Source organism: Hydrosulfovibrio ferrireducens, from assembly GCF_046883345.1.
Classification (GTDB): Bacteria; Desulfobacterota; Desulfobulbia; order Desulfobulbales; family Desulfurivibrionaceae; genus Thiovibrio; species Thiovibrio ferrireducens.
Map to the genome: position 1 here is coordinate 279,609 of NZ_JALKCW010000025.1, position 18,688 is coordinate 298,296.

Sequence of the window (18,688 nt, forward strand, 5' to 3'; positions counted from 1 at the left end):
GCTCTTTTGGGCAAGTGAGGTGCCTATGCGCCGATGATTTTTACCAGCACCCGTTTGGGGCGGCCGCCATCGAACTCGCCGTAAAAAATCTGCTCCCAGGGGCCGAAGTCGAGGGCGCCGCCGGTTACGGCCACCACAACCTCGCGGCCCATGATCTGCCGCTTCAGATGGGCGTCACCATTGTCTTCGTAGCCGTTATGGCGGTACTGGGAAACAGGCTCGTGCGGGGCAAGCTTTTCGAGCCAGACCTCGTAGTCGTGGTGCAATCCCGGTTCATCGTCGTTGATGAAGACCGAAGCGGTGATGTGCATGGCGTTGACCAGGGCCAGCCCTTCCTTGATTCCCGATTCCCGCAGGCATTCCGCGACCTGAGGGGTGATATTGATAAAGGCGCGGCGGCCCGGGACATTGAAGAGAAGTTCCTTGCGAAAGCTTTTCATGGGGGAATCCTGATATTTTCGGAAAAGAGGGGTTTGAGGTTGCCGGTGGTCATTCACGCCGGGATTGCGGGGGAAAACTCTCCCCGGAGCATGGCATTTTCCCCGGCAATCTGTCAATATTGAAAATATATGCCAGGGCAGGGCAGGGGGTGGCAAGAAAATGCCGGCGTGGTACAATCGGCAATTTCGCCAACATACCACAGCCAAACAGGGGCCTCTCCATGACCCAGATCATCGATTTCCACACCCACATTTTTCCGGATCAGGTGGCGGCCCGGGCCATTCCGGCCTTGGAAGAGGCGGGCCAGGTCACGGCCTGCCTCGACGGGCGGCTCGATTCGCTTCTCGCCAGCATGGACCAAGCCGGCATCGAGAAAAGCGTCATCTGTTCCATCGCCACCCGACCCGAACAGTTTGCCTCGATTCTCTCCTGGTCGCAAGCTATCCGCTCCGCCCGGATCATCCCTTTTCCCTCCTTCCATCCCGAGGCAGCCGATGCCCTGGCCCAGATCAGCGCCATCCGGGCGGCGGGGTTTGCGGGGATCAAGATGCACCCCTACTACCAGAATTTTGCCTTGGATGAGGAGCGGATGTGGCCGCTCTATGAAAGGATCGCGGCCGAGGGGTTGATCCTGGTGATGCACACCGGCTTTGACATCGGTTTTCCCAGGGAGCGGATCGCCGATCCCATAAAGATCGTGGCCGTGGTGGAGCGGGTGGAGGCGCTGAAATTTGTCGCCACCCATTTCGGGGCCTGGGATCTCTGGGACGAGGTGGAGGAGCTGCTGATCGGCAGGGAGGTGTATCTTGATCTTTCCTACGCCCTGCATCTGTTGCCTCCGGACCGGGCCAGGAATATGGCCCTGGCCCATCCGGAGGAATATCTGCTGTTTGGCAGCGATTCGCCCTGGGCCGGGCAGCAGGAAGTGCTGGCGCAGCTTGCCGCCCTAGGGCTTGGCGCGGAGAGGGAGGCAAAGATCAGGGGAGGAAACGCGGCCAGGCTCCTGAAAACTACTTGGCCGGAGCCCTCAGGGTCAGGGCAAGAATAACGCCGACAGCGGTGAAGCAGGCGGCCATGAAAAAGCTGCTGCCAAAACCGAGGCTTTTTTCGGCCAGCAACCCGGCCACTGCCGGGCCTGCGATCTGGCCCAGGGCAAAAATGAAGGTGATCAGCCCGAAGATTCTGGCCGCCTTGCGCGGACCGGCGTAATCGCCGGCCAGGGCCGCCATGATCGAGGGAATCGACCAGGCCACCACCCCGAAGCAGCCGATGGACAGGTAGAGAAACGGCGTGGCCAGCGGGCGGGAAACCAGGAGGTAGGCCGCGGTCTGGATGGCGAAGACCATGGCCAGTGTGTATTTGCGGCCGATCCGGTCGGAAAGGGCGCCGAAGACCGGGCCGGAAAGCAGGCTCAACCCCCCGACCAGGGACCAGAAACTGCCCGCCTCCGTTTCCGAGAACCCGTGTTCCTGGATCAGGGAGGTAACGATGAAGGTCGCGTAGATCACGTAGGTGTAGCCGAACAAAAAGTAGAGCCCCCCCAGTTGGACGATGTCCCGCAAGCGGACGGTGGTCTCTGCTCCGCTCAGTCTCTCCTCCGCCTCATGCCCGGTTTCACCCAAGGGGTGCAGGTTTTTCTCCTGCGGGGTGTTGCGCAGCATCAGCAGGCAGAGCCCCGCCACCAGCAGGATGATCCCGCCCAGCACCTGCCAGCTCAACCGCCACCCCTCCGCTCCGCCCAAACGATTCAAAAACGGCACCAGCCTGCCGGAAAGCAGGATGGCAAAGCCGCTGCCGATCACGACAAAGCCGGTGGCCCTGCCCCGGTGGCTTTTTGCGAACCATTGGGAAATAAGGCCCATCATCGGCACATTGGCCGCGCCGCTGCCCATGCCGGTGATGGTGTAGCAGAGAAGGATCATGCCAAAGGAAGTGCTGCGGCCGATGAGAATCATGGTGATGCCGATGGCGGCAAGGGCCATGACGATGAGGCGCCGGGAGCCGATCCGGTCGACCAGGGCGCCGCAGAACAGAACCGCCACCAGGTAGCCCGCGAAGTTCACGGTGCCGACCAATCCCATCTGACTGTAGGAAAGATGCAGCGACTGGCCCATGGCCGGCAGGATCATGCCCAAGGCGAAGCGGCCCAGACCGAGGCAGGCGAAGATGCAGAAGGTTCCGGTCCAGACGATGTGCCAGCCGTAATGGATGGTTTTCCGCTCCGTTGTCATGCCCTTAGGATGTCTGCCCGGCGGTAAGGATCTTTTTGCGGTTGTGATCGTAGCGCATCTGCAGGATCTCGACCAGGAGGGCAAATCCCATGGGCAGATAGATATAGCCCTTGGGCACGTGCTTGTGCAGCCCTTCCATGAAGATGGTCACCCCGATGGTGATCAAAAAGGAGAGGGCGAGGATCTTGATGGCCGGATGCTGGAGGATGAACTCGCCGATGGGCCGGGCAAAAAAGAGGATGGCCACGAAGGAGACAATGACCGAGCTGATGATGATCCAGATCTGATTGGTCAGGCCGATGGCGGTGATCACCGAGTCGATGGAAAAAACGATGTCTAAAAGGACGATCTGGCTGATGATCGCACCAAAGCCGCCCATGACCATGCCCGGCCCGCCCGTTTCATCCTTGGCCTCCACCGTGTGGTGGATCTCCTTCACCGCCTTGAAGAGCAGAAAGAGCCCGCCTGCGATCAGAATCAGATCCCGGACGGAAAAATCCAGCAGCACGGTGTTGGTGAGGTTGGCCAGGCCGAGCAGGGCGACCAGCATGCCGATCCGGGCGATCAGGGCAAAGGCGAGCCCGGCCAACCGGGCGGAGTCGCGTTTTTCCGCGGGCAAGCGGCCGACAAAGATCGAGATGACCAGGATGTTGTCTACTCCGAGAACCAGTTCCAGCCCAACCAACAGGGCGAGTAGCGCCAATGCGTCTCCCATGTGTGCAACCTCGATGTGATGCTTTATTTTGTTTGCCACCAAGGTGGCATGACGATCCTTCGGCAGGGCTCTCCTGAGATTGCCGAAGGGCTCAGGAGGAGCGGATTTTTTTACTACTGATGATTGATTTTTTCCGTTCGGCCTGAGCCTGTCGAAGGGGGTTGTCCTTCTGCTCTGTTAGGCCAGAGTCTTGGCCTTGGCCAATGCCTTTTTGAAACCCTCGGCGGAGCGGCTGATCACCGCATCCTCCACGCAGAAGGCAAGGCGGAAATAACCCGGCATCCCAAAGCCCCTCCCCGGCACGCCCAAAATCTTCTCCTCGGCCAGCAGCCCGACAAACTGGGCATCGTCACCGATGGGCGATTTGGGGAACATGTAGAAGGCGCCCTTGGGCGGGACAAACTCGTAGCCAGCCTCGCTCAGCACCTTGCAGAACAGCTCGCGGCGGCGGGTATAGATACTGGTGTCCACCGTGATTCCCTGCAGCTCCGCAACCACCCGCTGCATCAGAGCCGGGGCATTGACAAAGCCCAGAATCCGGTTGGCCAGGGTCATGGCTCCGAGCAACTGGGCTTTGCCCTCGATTTCAGGATGCACCGCGATGTAGCCGATGCGCTCGCCGGGCAGGGAGAGATCCTTGGAATAGGAAGAAACGATGAGGCTGTTGGGGTAGGCGGCAAAGATGCTGGGCACGGTATGATTGTCGTAGACGATCTTGCGGTAGGGTTCGTCACTGATCAGGTAGACGGTCTGCGGGGCTTTTTTGAGCACTTCGGCCAGTCCGGCAAGCTCCGCGGACGAATAGATCTGGCCGGTGGGGTTGTTGGGGCTGTTGATGATGATTGCCTTGGTTTTGGACGTGATGGCCGCCTCGATGGCTGCCAGGTCCAGGCTGAAATCCTGCGCGGTGTTGACGATCTTCGTTGCCCCGCCGTGGTTGTCCACATAGAAGTTGTATTCGACAAAGAAGGGGGCGAGGATTATCACCTCGTCGCCCGGGTCGAGCAGGGCTTTCATGGTCACGTTGATGGCCCCGGCCGCGCCCACGGTCATCAAGATATCGTCCTGGCCCACGGCCATGCCCTGTTCGGCGCCGATCTGTTTTGCCACCGCCTCCCGGACAAAGGGGTAGCCGTTGTTGGCCATGTAGCCGTGGCTGCCAGGGCCTTCCGCCGCAGTCACCTTGCGTACTGCCTCCTGATATTGGGCGGGCGGCGGCAGGTCGGGGTTGCCGAGGCTGAAATCGCAGACCTGGTCCGCGCCGTATTGGGCCTTGAGTTTTGCGCCTTCCTCGAACATTTTGCGGATCCAGGAGGAGCGTTCCGCGAAAGCGAGCATTTTTTGGGAGATGGCCATGGGGTTCACCTTGAAAGAGTTGTAACGCAAAGTTGTTTGTTATTGACCCGGCGAGTAAATACGTCATGCCCGAATGCCTTAGTCGGGCATCCACACCCATGGATTCCCGCCTTCGCGGGAATGACGGTTTAGATATTTAACCACCGAAGCAACAGTATCGCTTGATTCGTAAAAAGAATCGTCACCCCGGCGAATGCCGGGGTCCAGCCTTGTTGCAATTTTTCAGTGTATTACAATTTCCGTTTGTCGACCACCCGTTTCGCCTTGCCGTCGCTGCGCTCCAGGGTTTTTTCCTCCACCAGCTTGACCTCCACGCCGATGCCCAGCTCCGAGGCGAGCTGGCGCTTGATCGTTTCAATGATCTCCCGCTGTTTTTTCATCTCGTCGAAGAAGATCGACTCCACCACCTCGACCAGGACGGTGATCTTGTCCAGCCTGCCCTCCCGCTCCACCACGATCTGGTAATGGGGCCGGGTTCCTTCGATCTCAAAGAGGATGTGCTCGATCTGCGAGGGGTAGACGTTCACCCCCTTGACGATCAGCATGTCATCGGTGCGGCCCAAGACCCGCTGCATCCGCCGCAGGGTGCGGCCGCAGGGGCAGGGCTCCTCGATGATCCGGGTGAGGTCGCGGGTGCGGTAGCGGATGACCGGAAAGGCCTCCTTGGTCAGGGTGGTGATCACCAGCTCGCCGATCTCGCCGGGCCGGACCGGGTCCAGGGTCTCGGGGTTGATGACCTCGAAGAGGAAATGGTCCTCGGCAAGATGCAATCCGCTGCATTCCCGGCATTCGCCCGCCACTCCCGGGCCCATGATCTCGGAGAGGCCGTAGTTGTCGGTGGCGATGATGCCGAGTTTGTTCTGAATCTCCTGGCGCATCGCCTCGGACCAGGGCTCGCCGCCGAATAGCCCGTATTTGAGGCTAAGCGAGCTGGTGTTGATCCCCAGCTCTTGCATGGCATCGGCCAGGACCAGAGCATAGCTGGGGGTGCAGATCAGGGCGGTGGTGCGGAAATCCTGCATGATCTGGATCTGCCGCTTGGTGTTGCCGCTCGATATGGGGATCACCGAGGCGCCCACCCGTTCGGCCCCGTAGTGCATGCCGAAGCCGCCGGTGAACAGGCCGTAGCCAAAGGCGATTTGCACCACGTCATCGTTGGTCACCCCGGTGGCGGTAAGAATCCGGGCGATGAGGTTTGCCCAGGTCTTGAGGTCGTTTTGGGTGTAGCCCACCACTGTTGCCTGGCCGGTGGTGCCGGAGGAGGAATGGACCCGGACCACATCCCGGAGCGGCACGGCAAACAGGCCGTAGGGGTAGTTGTCCCGCAGGTCCTGCTTGGTAGTGAAGGGCAGGCTGGTGAGCTCGGAAAGCGAACGGAAGCCGTCCGGGTCGACCTTGAGTTCCTTGAACTTCTGGCGGTAGAACGGCACATGGGTGGCCACCCGGTAGAGGGTGGACTGGAGCCGCTCAAGCTGGAGTTGCCCGAGATCCTCGCGGGGCATGCATTCGTTTTTCTCATCCCAGTACATGGTCGCCTCCTGCTAATTTTCCTTCACATCCCTTCCCAGATAGGCCCGCTGCACATCCCGGTTGGCCAGCAGTTCGTCCGCCTGGCCTTCGAGGATGATCTTGCCGGTTTCCAGCACATAGCCCCGATCCGCCACCTTGAGGGCGGCCTTGGCATTCTGCTCGATGAGCAGCACGGTGTTGCCCTCTTCCCGCAGCCGTTCGATGATGCGGAAGATGTTTTTCACCACCAGCGGGGCCAGGCCGGTGGAGGGTTCGTCCAGCATGATCAGGGCGGGTTTGGCCATGAGCGCCCTGCCCATGGCCAGCATCTGCTGCTCGCCGCCGGAAAGGGTGCCGGCCAATTGAGCCTTGCGTTCGCGCAGCACCGGGAAGAGGTCGTAGATGTATTCAATCCCTTCCCGCAACTGCTCTTTTCCCTGCCGGTGCTGCACATAGCTGCCCAGGACCAGGTTTTCCCGCACGCTCATGGTGGCGAAAACCTGCCTGCCCTCGGGCACCAACGAACAGCCCCGGAAAACGATTTTTTCGGCCTTGAGGGTTTCGATGTTCTGCCCCTTGAGGACGATTTCGCCGGCCGTTGCCCGGACCAGCCCGGTGATGGTGGAAAGCAGGGTGGTCTTGCCCGCGCCGTTGGCGCCGATGAGGGTGACGATCTCGCCGGGGTTGACGTGCAGGGAGATGCGCTTGAGCACCCGGAGCTTGCCGTAGCCTGCCTCCAGATTTTTTATCCTAAGCATCGTCTTCCCCCAGATAGATTTTGATCACCTCGCTGTTATGCTGGATCTCGGCGGGGGTGCCCTCGGCGATCTTCTGGCCGAAGGAGAGCACCACGATTTCGTGGGAGATATCCATAACCAGGGACATGTCGTGTTCGACCAGCAGGACCGTGATGCCGCGCTGGTTGATGGTGCTGATCAGCCGGGCCACTTCGGCGGTTTCGTAGATGTTGAGCCCGGCAGCCGGTTCGTCCAGGAGCAGCAGCTCCGGTTCCATGGCCAGGGCGCGGGCGAACTCCACGGCCCGTTGCTGGCCGAAGGCCAGGCTGGTCGCTTCGACCTCGGCCAGGTCGGCGATGTCGAGCAGGGCCAGCAGCTCAAGGCTCTTCTCGCGGATGGCTATTTCTTCCCGCCTGGTCCAGGGCAGATTGAGCATTCCGGAGATGAACCCGGCCCGGCTCCGGCAATGGCGGCCGATCATCACGTTTTCGAGAGCGGTCATTCCGGGGCAAAGCTTGATATTCTGGTAGGTGCGGGCCATGCCGCGCTCGGCGATGCGGAAGGGCGGCAATCCATGGATGGGCAGGCCCTTGAAATGGATGGCGCCGGAGCTTGGCGGCAGGGCGCCGGAGATCAGGTTGAAGAGCGTGGTCTTGCCCGCGCCGTTGGGGCCGATCACCGCCTTGATCATCCCGGGGTGCACGGAAAAATTGACATCGCTCACCGCCTGGAGTCCGCCGAAGCGGCGGTTCAGATTGTTGACTTCAAGCAGCATCACTCACCTCGCTTCAGCAGGCGTTTGAGGCCTTGGGGCAGGGAAAGCCCGAGCAGGCCGCGGGGAGCGAAGAGCATGATCACGATGAGGATAAGGCCGAAGACCGCATCGTCGTAGGAACCGAACATCCCGCGCAGGGACATGATGTTGAGCAACGAGCCCATGACCAAGGCGCCCCAGAGGTTGGCCATGCCGCCGATGGCCACGATGGCCACATAGCGCACCGACTTCATGATCCCCGCCTCGGAGGGACCGATGCCGCCGTTGTAATGGGTGAGAAAGATCCCGGCCACGGCGGCGAGCACCGCGCTGATCACGAAGGTATTGAGCTTGTAACGGGCGGTGTTTACTCCCATGGCATTGGTGGCGTCCTCGGCTCCGTGGATGGCGCGCAACGCCCGGCCCACCCGGGAGTGGATCAGGTTGGCGAGCAGCCACATGGCGCAGGCCACCATACCCCAGGCAAGGTAGTAGTTGCTCACCCTGCTTTCAAAACCGCCGCTCACCGCAAGCCCCGGGAAGAGCGGAAAGGCCGGCACCTCGGAGATGCCGTCCGCCTCGCCGAAAAGGGGAGAGGCCAGAACCAACCGGTAAACGATGATGCCGAAACCCAGGGTGGCCATGGCCAGGTAATGCCCCTTGAGCTTGAGCACCGGGATGCCGATCCCATATGCCACGGCAATGGTGATCAGGATGGCGCAAGCAAAGGCCGCCCAGGGATGCACATGGAGCACGGCACCGCCGAACATGTCCTGGCCGGTGACCGTGCACCCCAGTTTGTCCAGCAGCACGAGGACGGGATTGTCCTGGTAGGGGGTCAGGTCGCGGGTGGTGAGCATGGCGGAGAGATAGCCACCGATGGCGAAAAACCCTGCGTGGCCGAGGGAGATCTGTCCGGCATAGCCCATGAGCAGGCAGAGGCCGACGATGACCAGCGAATAATAGGCGGCCATGGTCAGCGGGGTCAGGTAAAAGGCGGTGCCGGTGGCGTGGGTGAGCTGCTGAACGCCAATCGCCGTCAGCACCAACAAAGCCAGGGGCAGGTGACGTTTCATGGCTAGAACTCCTTCAGACCCGCGGCGTCCTTGGAGCCGAACAGGCCATGCGGACGGAAGAAGAGGATGGCCAGCAGAAGGGTGATGGCAATGGCGTCCTGAAAGGCCAGCGGCACCACGCTGACGCTGAAGGCTTCGATCAGGCCGAGCAGGAGCCCTGCGGTCACCGCGGCCATGCTGCTGCCCAACCCACCGAGGATGGCCACGGTGAACCCCTTGATCGCCAAACCCGTGCCGATATCGTATTGAGTGTAGGTGATGGGGCTCATCACGCAGCCGGCCAGGGCGCCGATTCCGGCGGAGAGCATGAAGGAGAGGGTGACCATGTTTTTGGTGCTGATGCCGCACAGGGTCGCGGCCATCCGGTTGGCGGCGCAGGCTTGCATCTTCTTGCCTTGGAGGGTGTATTTGAAAAACAGGCTCAAGGCAAGGACCATCACCGCGCAGACCCCGATCACCCAGAGCACCTGCGGCGAAACCCGGGCGCCCAGCACCTGGATGGTGGTGATCTCGTTGCCCGCGAAATAGGGCAGCGAGCGCACCCCATCCCCCCAGATATGCAGGGCAGCCTCGCGGATCAGGATGGAGATGCCGATGGTGATGATGATCATCCGCAGCACCGAGGGGCGATCCAGCCAGCGGATGAAAAGGATCTCCACCAGGGCGCCGATGAGCATCACCACGACCACGGCCGCCCCGATGGCCAGAGGCAGCGGCAGCCACTGGGTGAGGGAGATGGCAGTCATCCCGCCCAGCATCACGAACTCGCCCTGGGCGAAATTGATGATGCCGGTGGTGTTGTAGATGATATTGAAGCCGATGCCCACGATGGCGTAGATGATGCCGTAGGTGACGCCGGCCAGCAGATATTGGCTGAAGAGTTCGAGGGTCATTTTTGAGAACAGGCGAAAGGAAAAAGGAGAAAGGAGAAAGGAGGAAGATACCGACCTCCCCCTTGTCTTCAGCCTTTCTCCTTTAACCTTTGTCCTTTATCCTAAATTTATTTCTTGTATTCGACGAAATTGCCGCCCTTGACGGTGAGCATGGTCACCGAATCGGTGCCCAGGCCGTTGTGGTCGGTGGGGGAAAAGTTGAAGACTCCGGCGGTGCCGACAAAGCCTTTCAGGTTTTCAATGGCGTCACGCACCTTTTCCCGGTTGGTCCCGGCCACTTCGATGCCGCGGCAGAGGATCTTGAAGGCATCGTAGCCATGGCCGCCGAAGGTGCTCACCTCTTCCTTGAATTTCGCTTCGTAGTTCTTGGTGTAGCTGGTCAGCACCGCCTTCTGGGGATGCTTGTCCGCCAGTTTGTCGGCGATGAGCAGGCGGCCGGCCGGAAAGATGACCCCCTCGGCGGCAGCGCCCGCGGCCTGGACGTATTTGATGTTGCCGAAGCCGTGGCTCTGGTAGATGGGCACGTTCCAGCCGGCCTGACGGATGTTCTTGAGCACGATGGCCTGGGCCGGTTCCACGGACCAGTTGATCACTGCCTGAATCTCCTTGTTGGCGGCCAGTTTGGCCACAATGGCGGAAAGGTCGGTGGCTTTGCTGTCATACACCTCGGTGGCCAGAACCCGGATGCCGTACTCCGGAGCCTGCTTCTCGATCTGGCCCTTGCCTGCCTGGCCGAAGCCGGTGTTGCTGGCCAGCACCGCCACCTTGCTGATCTTGGCGCTCTTCATGTTCTCGAAGATCGCATGGACCACATGGCTGTCTTTCTGGGGGGTTTTGAACACATACTTGGCCACCGGCTCGACGATCTGTTCGGCTGCGGCGCAGGAGAGGAGGATGGTTTTCCCGGCTTCGCAGATCTGTTTGATCTTGAGGGTTTCGCCGCTGGTGGAGGGGCCGATGATGGCGAAGACTTTTTCCTCTTCGATGAGCTGCTTGGCAAAGGAGATGGCTTTTTCCGGGTTGCCGCCGGAGTCCTTGATCACCAGTTCGATCTTGTTGCCGTTGATCCCGCCCTTGGCATTGAGCTCCTCGGCCAGCATTTCCAGGGTCCGCGCCTCGGGGCCGCCCAAAAACGAGGCCGGGCCGGTTACCGCCAGAATGGCGCCCACCTTGATCGTTTCGGCTACAGCCAGGGAAACCGACAGGGCCAGCGAGGCCGCGAGCATGATGACAACTGTAAATGATCGTTTCACCTTTTTCTCCTCATGATAAGTGATGGAATTTCCCAAAGAGGCATTTCGGCCCCTGATTGTGTGCTTACAGGGCGTGGACCTCGTCGTCGCTCAATAACCGGCAGCCCGCCTTCTGGAAGACCTCCACCGCCGCGTCCTGATCGTCGAAGCGGAACAGGAGCATGCCGGACTCGCCGCTTTTCTTGGTGAAGGCGTACATGTATTCCACGTTGAGTCCGGCCTTGCGCACCACCTGGAGGATGCAGTCCAGGGCGCCGGGCTTGTCCGGCACCTCGACGACCAGCACCTCGGTGATCCCCACGGTGAAGCCGTTTTCCTTCAAAACCTGCTGAGCCTTGTTGGTGTCGTTGACCACCAGCCGCAGAATGCCGAAATCAGCGGTGTCCGCCAGGGACAGCGCCCGGATGTTGATGGCGTTTTCCGCCAAAGTGTGGCTGATGTCGGCCAGACGGCCCGACTTGTTTTCCAGGAAGATCGCAATCTGTTTTACCTTCATGGTGTACCCCTCCCTCAGATCTTACGGTTGTCGATGACCCGTTTGGCCTTGCCTTCGCTGCGTTGGATGGTTTTTGGCTCCACCAGCTTGATGGTGCAGGAGATGCCCAGCAGATCCTTGATCTCGGTCTGCAGCTTCTTGCTGAGTTTTTCCAGGGATTTGACCTCGTCGGAGAAGATCGCCTCGCTCACCTCCACCTGAACCTCGATCTTGTCGAGAGAGCCTTCCCGCTCGACCACGATCTGGTAATGCGGCTCCACCCCTTCCACGCCCATGATCACCTCTTCGATCTGGGAGGGGAAGACGTTGACCCCCCGGATGATCAGCATGTCGTCGGTGCGCCCGGTGATCTTGGGTATCCGGTAGAAGGTGCGACCGCAGGAGCAGACATCGGGGATCAGCCGGGAGATGTCCTTGGTCCGGTAGCGGATGACCGGGAAGGCCTCCTTGGTCAGGGTGGTGAAGACCAGCTCGCCCGCCTCGCCCAAAGGCAGGGGGGCAAAGGTGTCCGGATCGACGATCTCGGGCAGGAAATGATCCTCCATGATGTGCAATCCCTTCTGCTCCTCGATGCATTCGGCCGCAACCCCCGGGCCCATGACCTCGGAGAGGCCGTAGATGTCGATGGCCTTGATCTTGAGCCGCTGCTCGATCTCCTCGCGCATCGCCTCGCTCCAGGGCTCGGCCCCGAAGACCCCCACCCGCAGCTTGAGGGTGGCCGGATCAATGCCCTGGTCGGCCATGGCGTCGGCGATGTTCAGGGCGTAGGAGGGGGTGGAGAGCAAAACGGTGGAGCCGAAGTCCTGCATGATCTGGATCTGGCGCTTGGTGTTGCCCCCGGAGATGGGGATGACCGCGGCGCCCAGGTTCTCGGCGCCGTAGTGGGCGCCCAAGCCCCCGGTGAACAACCCATAGCCGTAGGCGTTATGCACGATATCGCCGCTGTGCACCCCGGCGGCGGACAAGGTCCGGGTCATCAGCTCGGCCCACATCTCGATGTCGCGCTTGGTGTAGCCCACCACCGTGGGTTTCCCCGTAGTGCCCGAGGAGGCGTGGATGCGGACCACCTTTTCCATGGGCACGGTGAACAGGCCGAAGGGGTAGTTCTTGCGCAGGTCTTCCTTGGTGGTGAAGGGCAGCAGGCGGATATCGGCCAGGGTTTGGATATCGTCCGGGGTGACCCCGGCGTCTTCCATCTTTTTACGGTAATAGGCAACCGTGGCGTGGACCCGCGCCACCTGGGCCTTGAGCCGTTTCAGTTGCAGGGCTTCCAGGGCCTCGCGCGGCAGGGTTTCGTATTCCTCGTTCCAGATCATTGCGTTTTTCCTTGAAAAAAAGGTGAAAGGAGAAAGGCTGAAGGCCAAAGGATGAGGATGTTCGCGTCCTTCCCATTGCACCTTGAACCTTGTGCCTTTTGCCTTGCTTATTGTCCTGCCTTGCGGCCCTCTTGGAAGGCCTGCAGATTGACGTCAAGAATCTTGGGGGGTAGCCGTTTCTTGATCACCTCCACCCAGGTTGCTTCGTTCATGGGCAGATAGCGGGAGAGCACCCCCACCAGGGCCACGTTCACCGCCTTGAGGTTGCCCACCTTCCGGGCGATGGCGAATGCATCCACCGGCACCACGGTGATGGATCGGCTGGTCAGTTCATCGAGGCACTGGTCCGGGTAGGTCATCTTGCCGGTGGCCACTGCGGGCGGGGCGATCTTCTGGGTGTTGACGATTACCGTGCTCTTGGCGTTGAGAAGAGGCAGGTAGCGTACCGCCTCCATCATCTCGAAGGCGAGCATGATGTCCACCGTGCCCGGCTCGATGAGTGGCGAGTAGACCTTGTCGGTGCCGAAGCGCAGATGCGCCTCCACCGAGCCGCCGCGCTGGGCCATGCCGTGCACCTCGCTTTTTTTGACGTCGAAGCCCCCAGCCAGCAGGGCATGGGCGGTGAGCTCGCTGGCCAGCAAAATGCCCTGGCCGCCAACCCCGCAAAAATGGATGTTTCCGTGCTCTTTCATTATTTGCCCTCCCCGGTGCCGATCGCTTCGAATTTGCAGAGGGAAAGGCACTGGCCGCAGCCGATGCAGGTGGTCTCGTTGATCAGGGCATAGCCTTTTTGTTTTTCCTTCTTGCCCATACCCTTGGCCTCTTCCGGCGAGAGCGGGACCCAGTTGATGGCCGGGCAGCCCAACCGCAGGCACATGGTGCAGCCGGTGCAGTTTTCGATCTTGCTGGTAAAGGAGGTCTTGGGCCGTTTCTTTTCCGCCGGGGTCAGCACGCAGGGGAAGCGGGTGATCACCACCGAGGGCTCGTCCCGCTCGATCTCTTCCTTGAGCACCGCAAAGGTGGCCTCGATGTCGTGGGGGTTGACCGTGCGCACATGCTTGACCCCGATGGCCCGGCACAGCTCCGGAAAATCGATGGCATTGGCCGGTTCGCCCATGATGGTGGAGCCGGAGGCCGGGTTGGGCTGCTGGCCGGTCATGCCGGTGATCCGGTTGTCCAGGATGATCACCGTGGAATAGCTCTTGTTGTAGACGGTGTTGATCAGGCTGTTGATTCCGGAGTGGATGAAGGTGGAGTCGCCGATTACGGCCACTGCCTTGCCCAACCCCTCCTCGCCCAGCGCCTTGGCCATGCCGTGGGCAATGCCGATGCTGGCGCCCATGCAGACACAGGTGTCCATGGCCGAAAGCGGCGGCAGGGCGCCCAGGGTGTAGCAGCCGATATCGCCGGAAACAAAGACCTTGAGCCGGTTCAGATTGTAAAACAGTCCCCGGTGCGGGCAGCCGGCGCACATGTTGGGCGGCCTGGGCGGCAGCTCCGCCGGGGCAAAGGTGGCAGCTCCGGCCTCGCCGGTGATCGCCTTTTTGACCACCGAGGGGGAGAGCTCGCCGATGGCCGGGACCAGGTCTTTGCCGTGGCAGGCGATGCCCATGGCCTTGACCCGCATCTCGATGAAGGGGTCGAGGTCTTCGATGATGTAGAGGGTCTCCACCTGGGAGGCGAAGTCGCGGATCATCTTTTCCGGCAGCGGATTGACCATGGCGATTTTCAGGAAAGAGGCCTCGGGAAAGGCCTCCTTGGCATAGAGATAACTGGTGCCCGCAGCGATGAAGCCTTTTTTCGTATCGCCCAGTTCCAGGCGGTTTTCCGCCAGGGTCTCGCCGAATTCGGCCAGTTTCTGCTGCCTTTCGCCGATGGCGATTCGGCGGCCCCTGGCATGGGCCGGCAGCATAACCAGCTTGGCCGGGTTCTTTTCCAGGCCGGGGGTAAGGGTCGGCTTTTCGATTGCGCCCCTGGTGACCACGCCCTTGACGTGGGCAACCCTGGTGCAGCTACGCAGCAGGACCGGGGTGTCGAACTGTTCGCTGATCCGGTAGGCGAGCTTCAAAAAATCCTTGGCCTCGGAGGGATCGGCCGGCTCCAGCATGGGCAGTTTGGCCGCGTAGGCGTAATTGCGGCTGTCCTGCTCGTTTTGGGAGCTGTACATGGAAGGATCGTCCGCCACCACGATTACCAGGCCGCCGCGCACCCCGGTGTAGGAGGCGGTGAAGAGCGGGTCCGCTGCCACGTTGAGGCCTACATGCTTCATGGTGGAGAGAGCCCGCACCCCGGCAAAGGAAGCGCCGATGGCGACCTCAAGGGCCACCTTCTCGTTGGGCGCCCACTCGCTGTAGACGGATTTGTAGTTGGCGAGATTTTCCAGGATCTCGGTGGACGGGGTGCCGGGGTAGCCGGAGGCCACCTTCACCGAGGCCTCAAAGGCTCCGAGGGCCAAGGCCTCGTTGCCGGAAAACCAGAGTTTTTCTGCAGCAGGGTCTTTTTGGGTCACAGGGTATTCCTCAATCCTTACAAAGCGGTTCAAAGAGAAACTGTCGGTTGTCAGATAGTAGCGTCCGGGGAACAACAGGGGCTTTTTACCACGGATTTCCTCATCCTTCAACGATGTTGAAAAAGTGTGCCGGGACAAGGGCTTGGCGGCTGTTTGACTGAAAAAAAAAGGGGCAGCAAAAAAGCGCTGCCCCCGGTGTGACCTGTCCAGCCTCGCGGCTAGAACTTGAATTCAGCCTCCCAGTAGGCTTCGGTGGCGTCGTCTTTCGGGGTGTTGTTGAACGCGTCACCAGGCGCGAGCAGAGCGCCGTAGAGGGAGAAGCTCAGGTACTTGTTGTACTGGTACTTGGCCGAGGCCTGGTAGTAATCGCCGAAATCATCGTCAATCCCGGCAGCGGTTTCGTCAAAGGTGAGCTTGGAGTAGGAAATGCCGAGGGTTACTGCATCGATGGGCTTGACGCTGGCGCCGAGTCCGGCAATCTGGAGATTGGAGTAGACCGCCTCGCCGACCACGTTGCTTTGCGCATCATAGCTGCCATAGACATTGTTCAGGGAGTTGCCCCCGCCGATATTGAGATACTTCCAAGCCAAAAGGTCGCCCCACTGCGGCCAGCCGCCGTAGTAGACATCCCACTGTTCGTTGTCTCCGGCGGAACTGGAGTCGTCGCCGCTCATGAAGGCATACTGGGCGTAGAAGCGGGGCTTCCAGCCAAGATCCTTGAAGGTGTATCCGGCCTCAAGCTTGGTGCCCCAAGCGTCCTGATCCTGGGTGGCGTTGGCATCCCCGGTCTGCAGGGCAGCTTCCAGGGAGTAGTCGATGCCGTTGGCCAGCTTGTCGGAAAGACGGAGGCCATACATCCAGATATCCTTCTTGATTGCTTCATCATGCCGGTTCAGGGCGTAGATCTCTTGCTGCATGCCGGTGATGGCGCATTTCTTGTTGGTCAGGTAGAAGCCGGACAGGGTCTGATCGTCGCCTGCGTTGCCGTTCACGCTGTTGGCCACGTTGTTTTCCTGGTCCTTCATGTAGAGACCGTCCAGCATAAGCTGGTCGGTGATGTGCCAGCGGAGTTTGACGCCGTCAAAATAGATGGAGGTGGAGGCAAACTGGGATTGACCGTCCAGGACCACGAAGCCAGAACCGTAGATCAGGTTCTGGCGGCCGAAGGTGCCTTCCACCGGGAGGCCCAAAATGTTCTTCACGTTGACGTAGGCGTTGTCCAGGAAGGCCTTGTTGCTGTTGTTGTCCAGAGCCGTATCGTTGGTGGGGTTGCTGGCGGTATACGTCACTCCCTCACCCCAGCTCTGGTTGGTGAGCTGGATGCGGGCGGTGACATCGTCCGTGGGCTTGAAGTCGGCCCAGAGGCTGCCTTTGGTGCGGAAGAGGCTACGGTTGTCGCCGTCGGCGTTGTCGTTGAAATCCCAGACGTTCTGGATGTCATAGCCGCGGAAGGTCAACTGGCCGCCCACCGTGACCTTTTTGGTCCACTCGGCGGAGTCAAAGCTCTTTTTCACCGCGTCGCTGGTGGAGGCAACTTCCTTGCCCATCTCGGCGTTCTTGGTCTTGAGCGCGGCGATCTCATCCTTCATCGCCTGCATCTGGGCGTTGAACGCCTTGTTCATGTCCGCCATCTGCTTTTCCAGGTCAGCTACCCGGTCGGTGCTGCTGCCTGCTCCGGCAGAGGCCAGGGTGGGCAGGCAGATCAGGGTTGCCAGGGCCACGGTTGAAATCTTCTTGATCATTTTCTCCTTCATTTCTTCCAGAAAATTGAACAGTTGACAAGAAACTGAATGGGTATTCATCCCCGAAAAAAATGGTTTTCTAACATGGGAAAAAAGAATTTGCAAAGGGTAAAAAAAGAGAGGTCAGTCTTTTTGGAAGGTGAGCCAGCGGCTCTGGGCCGAGGAGGAAAGCACGCCCACCGGATCCACATAATCGTAGACCCGTGCCTGCTTGTCGTGGGCCGGGCGCAGCACCCTCCCCACCACCTGGAGGAGGCGGCCGGTGAATTTTATGGGGGTGGTGAGAAACAGGGTGGCAAGGTCCGGGCAGTCAAAGCCTTCGCCGATGAGCTGCACCGTGGAGATCAGCACCTTGACCTCGCCCTGGCGGATGGATTCCACCAGACCGGTGCGCTGTTCCGCCGGGAGCTTGCCGGTGAGCACCGCGCTGGGGCAGTCGTGTTTTTTCAGGAGCGCGGCCAGCTCCTCGCAATGCTTGACCCGGTCGCTGACCACCAGGATGGTGCCCGGCGAGGCCCCGCGTTCCTTGAGGATGTCCTCGACAATGAGCTGGTTTCTCGCGGCGTTGGTGGTGAGCGATTTCATCAGGGCCTGGTAGTTGCCCCGGTAGACATAGCGAAACTCCGTGGCCCGCTGGATGTATTCCGGCTTGAGGATGGCGCCGCTTTCGTGCAGGTCGTGGCTCTCCACCTTGAAGGCCCGGTCGCCCAAGGACATATAGATCAGCTTGGTTAGGCCGTCCCGACGGAAGGCGGTGGCGGAAAGGCCCAGCAGGTAGCGGCAGTCGAAAGCGGAGACCACCTCGGTGAAGAGCGAGGCCGGAACCCGGTGGCATTCGTCCACGCAGAGCTGGCCGAAATGGGCGGGCAATTCGGCCAGCCGGTTGCGGGCCGAATTGACAATGGCAATGGTGATGGGGGCCAGGGAGAAATTTCCGTCGCCGATCATCCCCGCTTCCACGCCCAGGAAGGTTCTGGCCCGTTCCACCCACTGGTAGAGCAGTTCCTTGGTGTGGACCAGCACCAGGGTGGGCTGGCGCCGTTTGGCGATCACCGCCAGGGCGATTATCGTCTTGCCCGAGCCGGTGCCCGCCTCCAGCACCCCGAAGTCGTGGCGGGTTATGGCGTTGATGGCCTCCTCCTGGTAGGACCGCAGCTCCCCGAGGAATGTGAAGTCCACCGGGGCGCAGCTCTGCCGCTGGTCGATGATCTTGGGGTCCTGGCGCATGAATTTCCGGGCCAGGAGGATGGCGTGGTTGGCGTAGCCGCGCGGAAAGGTGAGGGTGTCGTGGCGCTCGGTATAGAAATACAAATGGGGCTTGAGCTTCTTGCCCATCCAGCGGCTGTATTTCTTGGCCTCAAGATATTCGGGGTTGTCGATGGTCAATTGCTGCTTGAGCGCCTCGGCCAGGGTGGGCGAGGCGCCGCGCAGACAGGCTTGCGCCCCGACGGTGAGGGTGAACTCGGTCATGGGTGGTCCGTGTCACGGGGGGCAAGGGTTTCGGCCAGCAGATTGGCCAGGCGGCTGCATTCCTTTTCCACCGCGTCAAGCTGGGCCTGCTGACTGATGAGGGCGCTGTTCAGCTCTTCCAGGGCGATTTCCTGGAAGGCCAGCCGGGTTTCCAGTTCGATGATCCGGTGTTCCATGGGGTGTCCTTACA

The 18,688-nt window shown here is 60.7% G+C and carries 18 protein-coding genes; 1 reads left to right on the forward strand and 17 read right to left on the reverse strand.

Annotation, left to right across the window (positions count from 1 at the left end):
* Positions 1 to 23 precede the first annotated feature (23 nt).
* Positions 24 to 440, reverse strand: coding sequence for a secondary thiamine-phosphate synthase enzyme YjbQ (locus tag MWR57_RS13500; protein ID WP_423125347.1), 417 nt, complete (start codon positions 438 to 440; stop codon positions 24 to 26).
* Positions 441 to 661: 221 nt separating this feature from the next.
* Between MWR57_RS13500 and MWR57_RS13505 the strand changes: the two genes are divergently transcribed.
* Positions 662 to 1,489, forward strand: coding sequence for an amidohydrolase family protein (locus MWR57_RS13505; RefSeq protein WP_423125348.1), 828 nt, complete (start codon positions 662 to 664; stop codon positions 1,487 to 1,489).
* Here MWR57_RS13505 and MWR57_RS13510 read toward each other — a convergent pair.
* The 16 genes from MWR57_RS13510 to MWR57_RS13585 form a co-directional block, all read right to left on the reverse strand.
* Positions 1,452 to 2,672, reverse strand: a complete 1,221-nt coding sequence (locus MWR57_RS13510; protein WP_423125349.1) for an MFS transporter — start codon at positions 2,670 to 2,672, stop codon at positions 1,452 to 1,454. The genes MWR57_RS13505 and MWR57_RS13510 overlap by 38 nt on opposite strands.
* Before the next feature lie 4 nt (positions 2,673 to 2,676).
* Entirely contained in the window at positions 2,677 to 3,387 is a 711-nt protein-coding gene (locus MWR57_RS13515) for a TerC family protein (RefSeq protein ID WP_423125350.1), read from the reverse strand.
* A gap of 177 nt (positions 3,388 to 3,564) precedes the next feature.
* Entirely contained in the window at positions 3,565 to 4,743 is a 1,179-nt protein-coding gene (locus MWR57_RS13520) for a pyridoxal phosphate-dependent aminotransferase (RefSeq protein WP_423125351.1), read from the reverse strand.
* 230 nt (positions 4,744 to 4,973) lie between these two features.
* Positions 4,974 to 6,272, reverse strand: a complete 1,299-nt coding sequence (locus tag MWR57_RS13525; protein WP_423125352.1) for a phenylacetate--CoA ligase family protein — start codon at positions 6,270 to 6,272, stop codon at positions 4,974 to 4,976.
* Between the two features lie 12 nt (positions 6,273 to 6,284).
* Entirely contained in the window at positions 6,285 to 7,010 is a 726-nt protein-coding gene (locus MWR57_RS13530) for an ABC transporter ATP-binding protein (protein ID WP_423125353.1), read from the reverse strand.
* A complete protein-coding gene (locus tag MWR57_RS13535) occupies positions 7,003 to 7,764 on the reverse strand; it encodes an ABC transporter ATP-binding protein (RefSeq protein ID WP_423125354.1) in 762 nt (253 codons plus the stop codon). Before MWR57_RS13535 ends, MWR57_RS13530 begins: the two co-directional genes overlap by 8 nt.
* Positions 7,764 to 8,819, reverse strand: coding sequence for a branched-chain amino acid ABC transporter permease (locus MWR57_RS13540; protein WP_423125355.1), 1,056 nt, complete (start codon positions 8,817 to 8,819; stop codon positions 7,764 to 7,766). The genes MWR57_RS13535 and MWR57_RS13540 overlap by 1 nt, the downstream gene beginning before the upstream one ends.
* 2 nt (positions 8,820 to 8,821) lie before the next feature.
* A complete protein-coding gene (locus MWR57_RS13545) occupies positions 8,822 to 9,712 on the reverse strand; it encodes a branched-chain amino acid ABC transporter permease (RefSeq protein WP_423125356.1) in 891 nt (296 codons plus the stop codon).
* A 107-nt stretch (positions 9,713 to 9,819) separates the two neighbouring features.
* Complete coding sequence (locus MWR57_RS13550; protein WP_423125357.1) at positions 9,820 to 10,965, reverse strand: ABC transporter substrate-binding protein; 1,146 nt, start codon at positions 10,963 to 10,965, stop codon at positions 9,820 to 9,822.
* 64 nt (positions 10,966 to 11,029) lie between these two features.
* A complete protein-coding gene (locus MWR57_RS13555; RefSeq protein WP_423125358.1) occupies positions 11,030 to 11,461 on the reverse strand; it encodes an ACT domain-containing protein in 432 nt (143 codons plus the stop codon).
* A gap of 14 nt (positions 11,462 to 11,475) precedes the next feature.
* Positions 11,476 to 12,777, reverse strand: coding sequence for a phenylacetate--CoA ligase family protein (locus tag MWR57_RS13560; protein WP_423125359.1), 1,302 nt, complete (start codon positions 12,775 to 12,777; stop codon positions 11,476 to 11,478).
* Positions 12,778 to 12,884: 107 nt separating this feature from the next.
* Entirely contained in the window at positions 12,885 to 13,469 is a 585-nt protein-coding gene (locus MWR57_RS13565; protein WP_423125360.1) for an indolepyruvate oxidoreductase subunit beta, read from the reverse strand.
* Entirely contained in the window at positions 13,469 to 15,286 is a 1,818-nt protein-coding gene (iorA, locus tag MWR57_RS13570) for an indolepyruvate ferredoxin oxidoreductase subunit alpha (protein ID WP_423125361.1), read from the reverse strand. The genes MWR57_RS13565 and iorA overlap by 1 nt, the downstream gene beginning before the upstream one ends.
* A gap of 218 nt (positions 15,287 to 15,504) precedes the next feature.
* Complete coding sequence (locus tag MWR57_RS13575) at positions 15,505 to 17,028, reverse strand: alginate export family protein (protein WP_423125362.1); 1,524 nt, start codon at positions 17,026 to 17,028, stop codon at positions 15,505 to 15,507.
* A 123-nt stretch (positions 17,029 to 17,151) separates the two neighbouring features.
* Positions 17,152 to 18,498 carry a DEAD/DEAH box helicase gene (locus MWR57_RS13580; RefSeq protein ID WP_423125363.1) on the reverse strand — a complete coding sequence of 449 codons (1,347 nt, stop codon included), beginning with the start codon at positions 18,496 to 18,498 and terminating at the stop codon, positions 17,152 to 17,154.
* The gene (locus tag MWR57_RS13585) at positions 18,495 to 18,674 is read right to left on the reverse strand and encodes a SlyX family protein (protein ID WP_423125364.1); all 180 of its coding nucleotides are present in this window, start codon (positions 18,672 to 18,674) and stop codon (positions 18,495 to 18,497) included. The genes MWR57_RS13580 and MWR57_RS13585 overlap by 4 nt, the downstream gene beginning before the upstream one ends.
* Between the last annotated feature and the right edge of the window lie 14 nt (positions 18,675 to 18,688).

Coding starts and splice junctions, on each gene's coding strand:
- MWR57_RS13500 (WP_423125347.1), bottom strand. CDS start 440: ATGAAAAGCTTTCGCAAGGAACTTCTCTTCAATGTCCCGGGCCGCCGC.
- MWR57_RS13505 (WP_423125348.1), top strand. CDS start 662: ATGACCCAGATCATCGATTTCCACACCCACATTTTTCCGGATCAGGTG.
- MWR57_RS13510 (WP_423125349.1), bottom strand. CDS start 2,672: ATGACAACGGAGCGGAAAACCATCCATTACGGCTGGCACATCGTCTGG.
- MWR57_RS13515 (WP_423125350.1), bottom strand. CDS start 3,387: ATGGGAGACGCATTGGCGCTACTCGCCCTGTTGGTTGGGCTGGAACTG.
- MWR57_RS13520 (WP_423125351.1), bottom strand. CDS start 4,743: ATGGCCATCTCCCAAAAAATGCTCGCTTTCGCGGAACGCTCCTCCTGG.
- MWR57_RS13525 (WP_423125352.1), bottom strand. CDS start 6,272: ATGTACTGGGATGAGAAAAACGAATGCATGCCCCGCGAGGATCTCGGG.
- MWR57_RS13530 (WP_423125353.1), bottom strand. CDS start 7,010: ATGCTTAGGATAAAAAATCTGGAGGCAGGCTACGGCAAGCTCCGGGTG.
- MWR57_RS13535 (WP_423125354.1), bottom strand. CDS start 7,764: ATGCTGCTTGAAGTCAACAATCTGAACCGCCGCTTCGGCGGACTCCAG.
- MWR57_RS13540 (WP_423125355.1), bottom strand. CDS start 8,819: ATGAAACGTCACCTGCCCCTGGCTTTGTTGGTGCTGACGGCGATTGGC.
- MWR57_RS13545 (WP_423125356.1), bottom strand. CDS start 9,712: ATGACCCTCGAACTCTTCAGCCAATATCTGCTGGCCGGCGTCACCTAC.
- MWR57_RS13555 (WP_423125358.1), bottom strand. CDS start 11,461: ATGAAGGTAAAACAGATTGCGATCTTCCTGGAAAACAAGTCGGGCCGT.
- MWR57_RS13560 (WP_423125359.1), bottom strand. CDS start 12,777: ATGATCTGGAACGAGGAATACGAAACCCTGCCGCGCGAGGCCCTGGAA.
- MWR57_RS13565 (WP_423125360.1), bottom strand. CDS start 13,469: ATGAAAGAGCACGGAAACATCCATTTTTGCGGGGTTGGCGGCCAGGGC.
- MWR57_RS13575 (WP_423125362.1), bottom strand. CDS start 17,028: ATGATCAAGAAGATTTCAACCGTGGCCCTGGCAACCCTGATCTGCCTG.
- MWR57_RS13580 (WP_423125363.1), bottom strand. CDS start 18,498: ATGACCGAGTTCACCCTCACCGTCGGGGCGCAAGCCTGTCTGCGCGGC.
- MWR57_RS13585 (WP_423125364.1), bottom strand. CDS start 18,674: ATGGAACACCGGATCATCGAACTGGAAACCCGGCTGGCCTTCCAGGAA.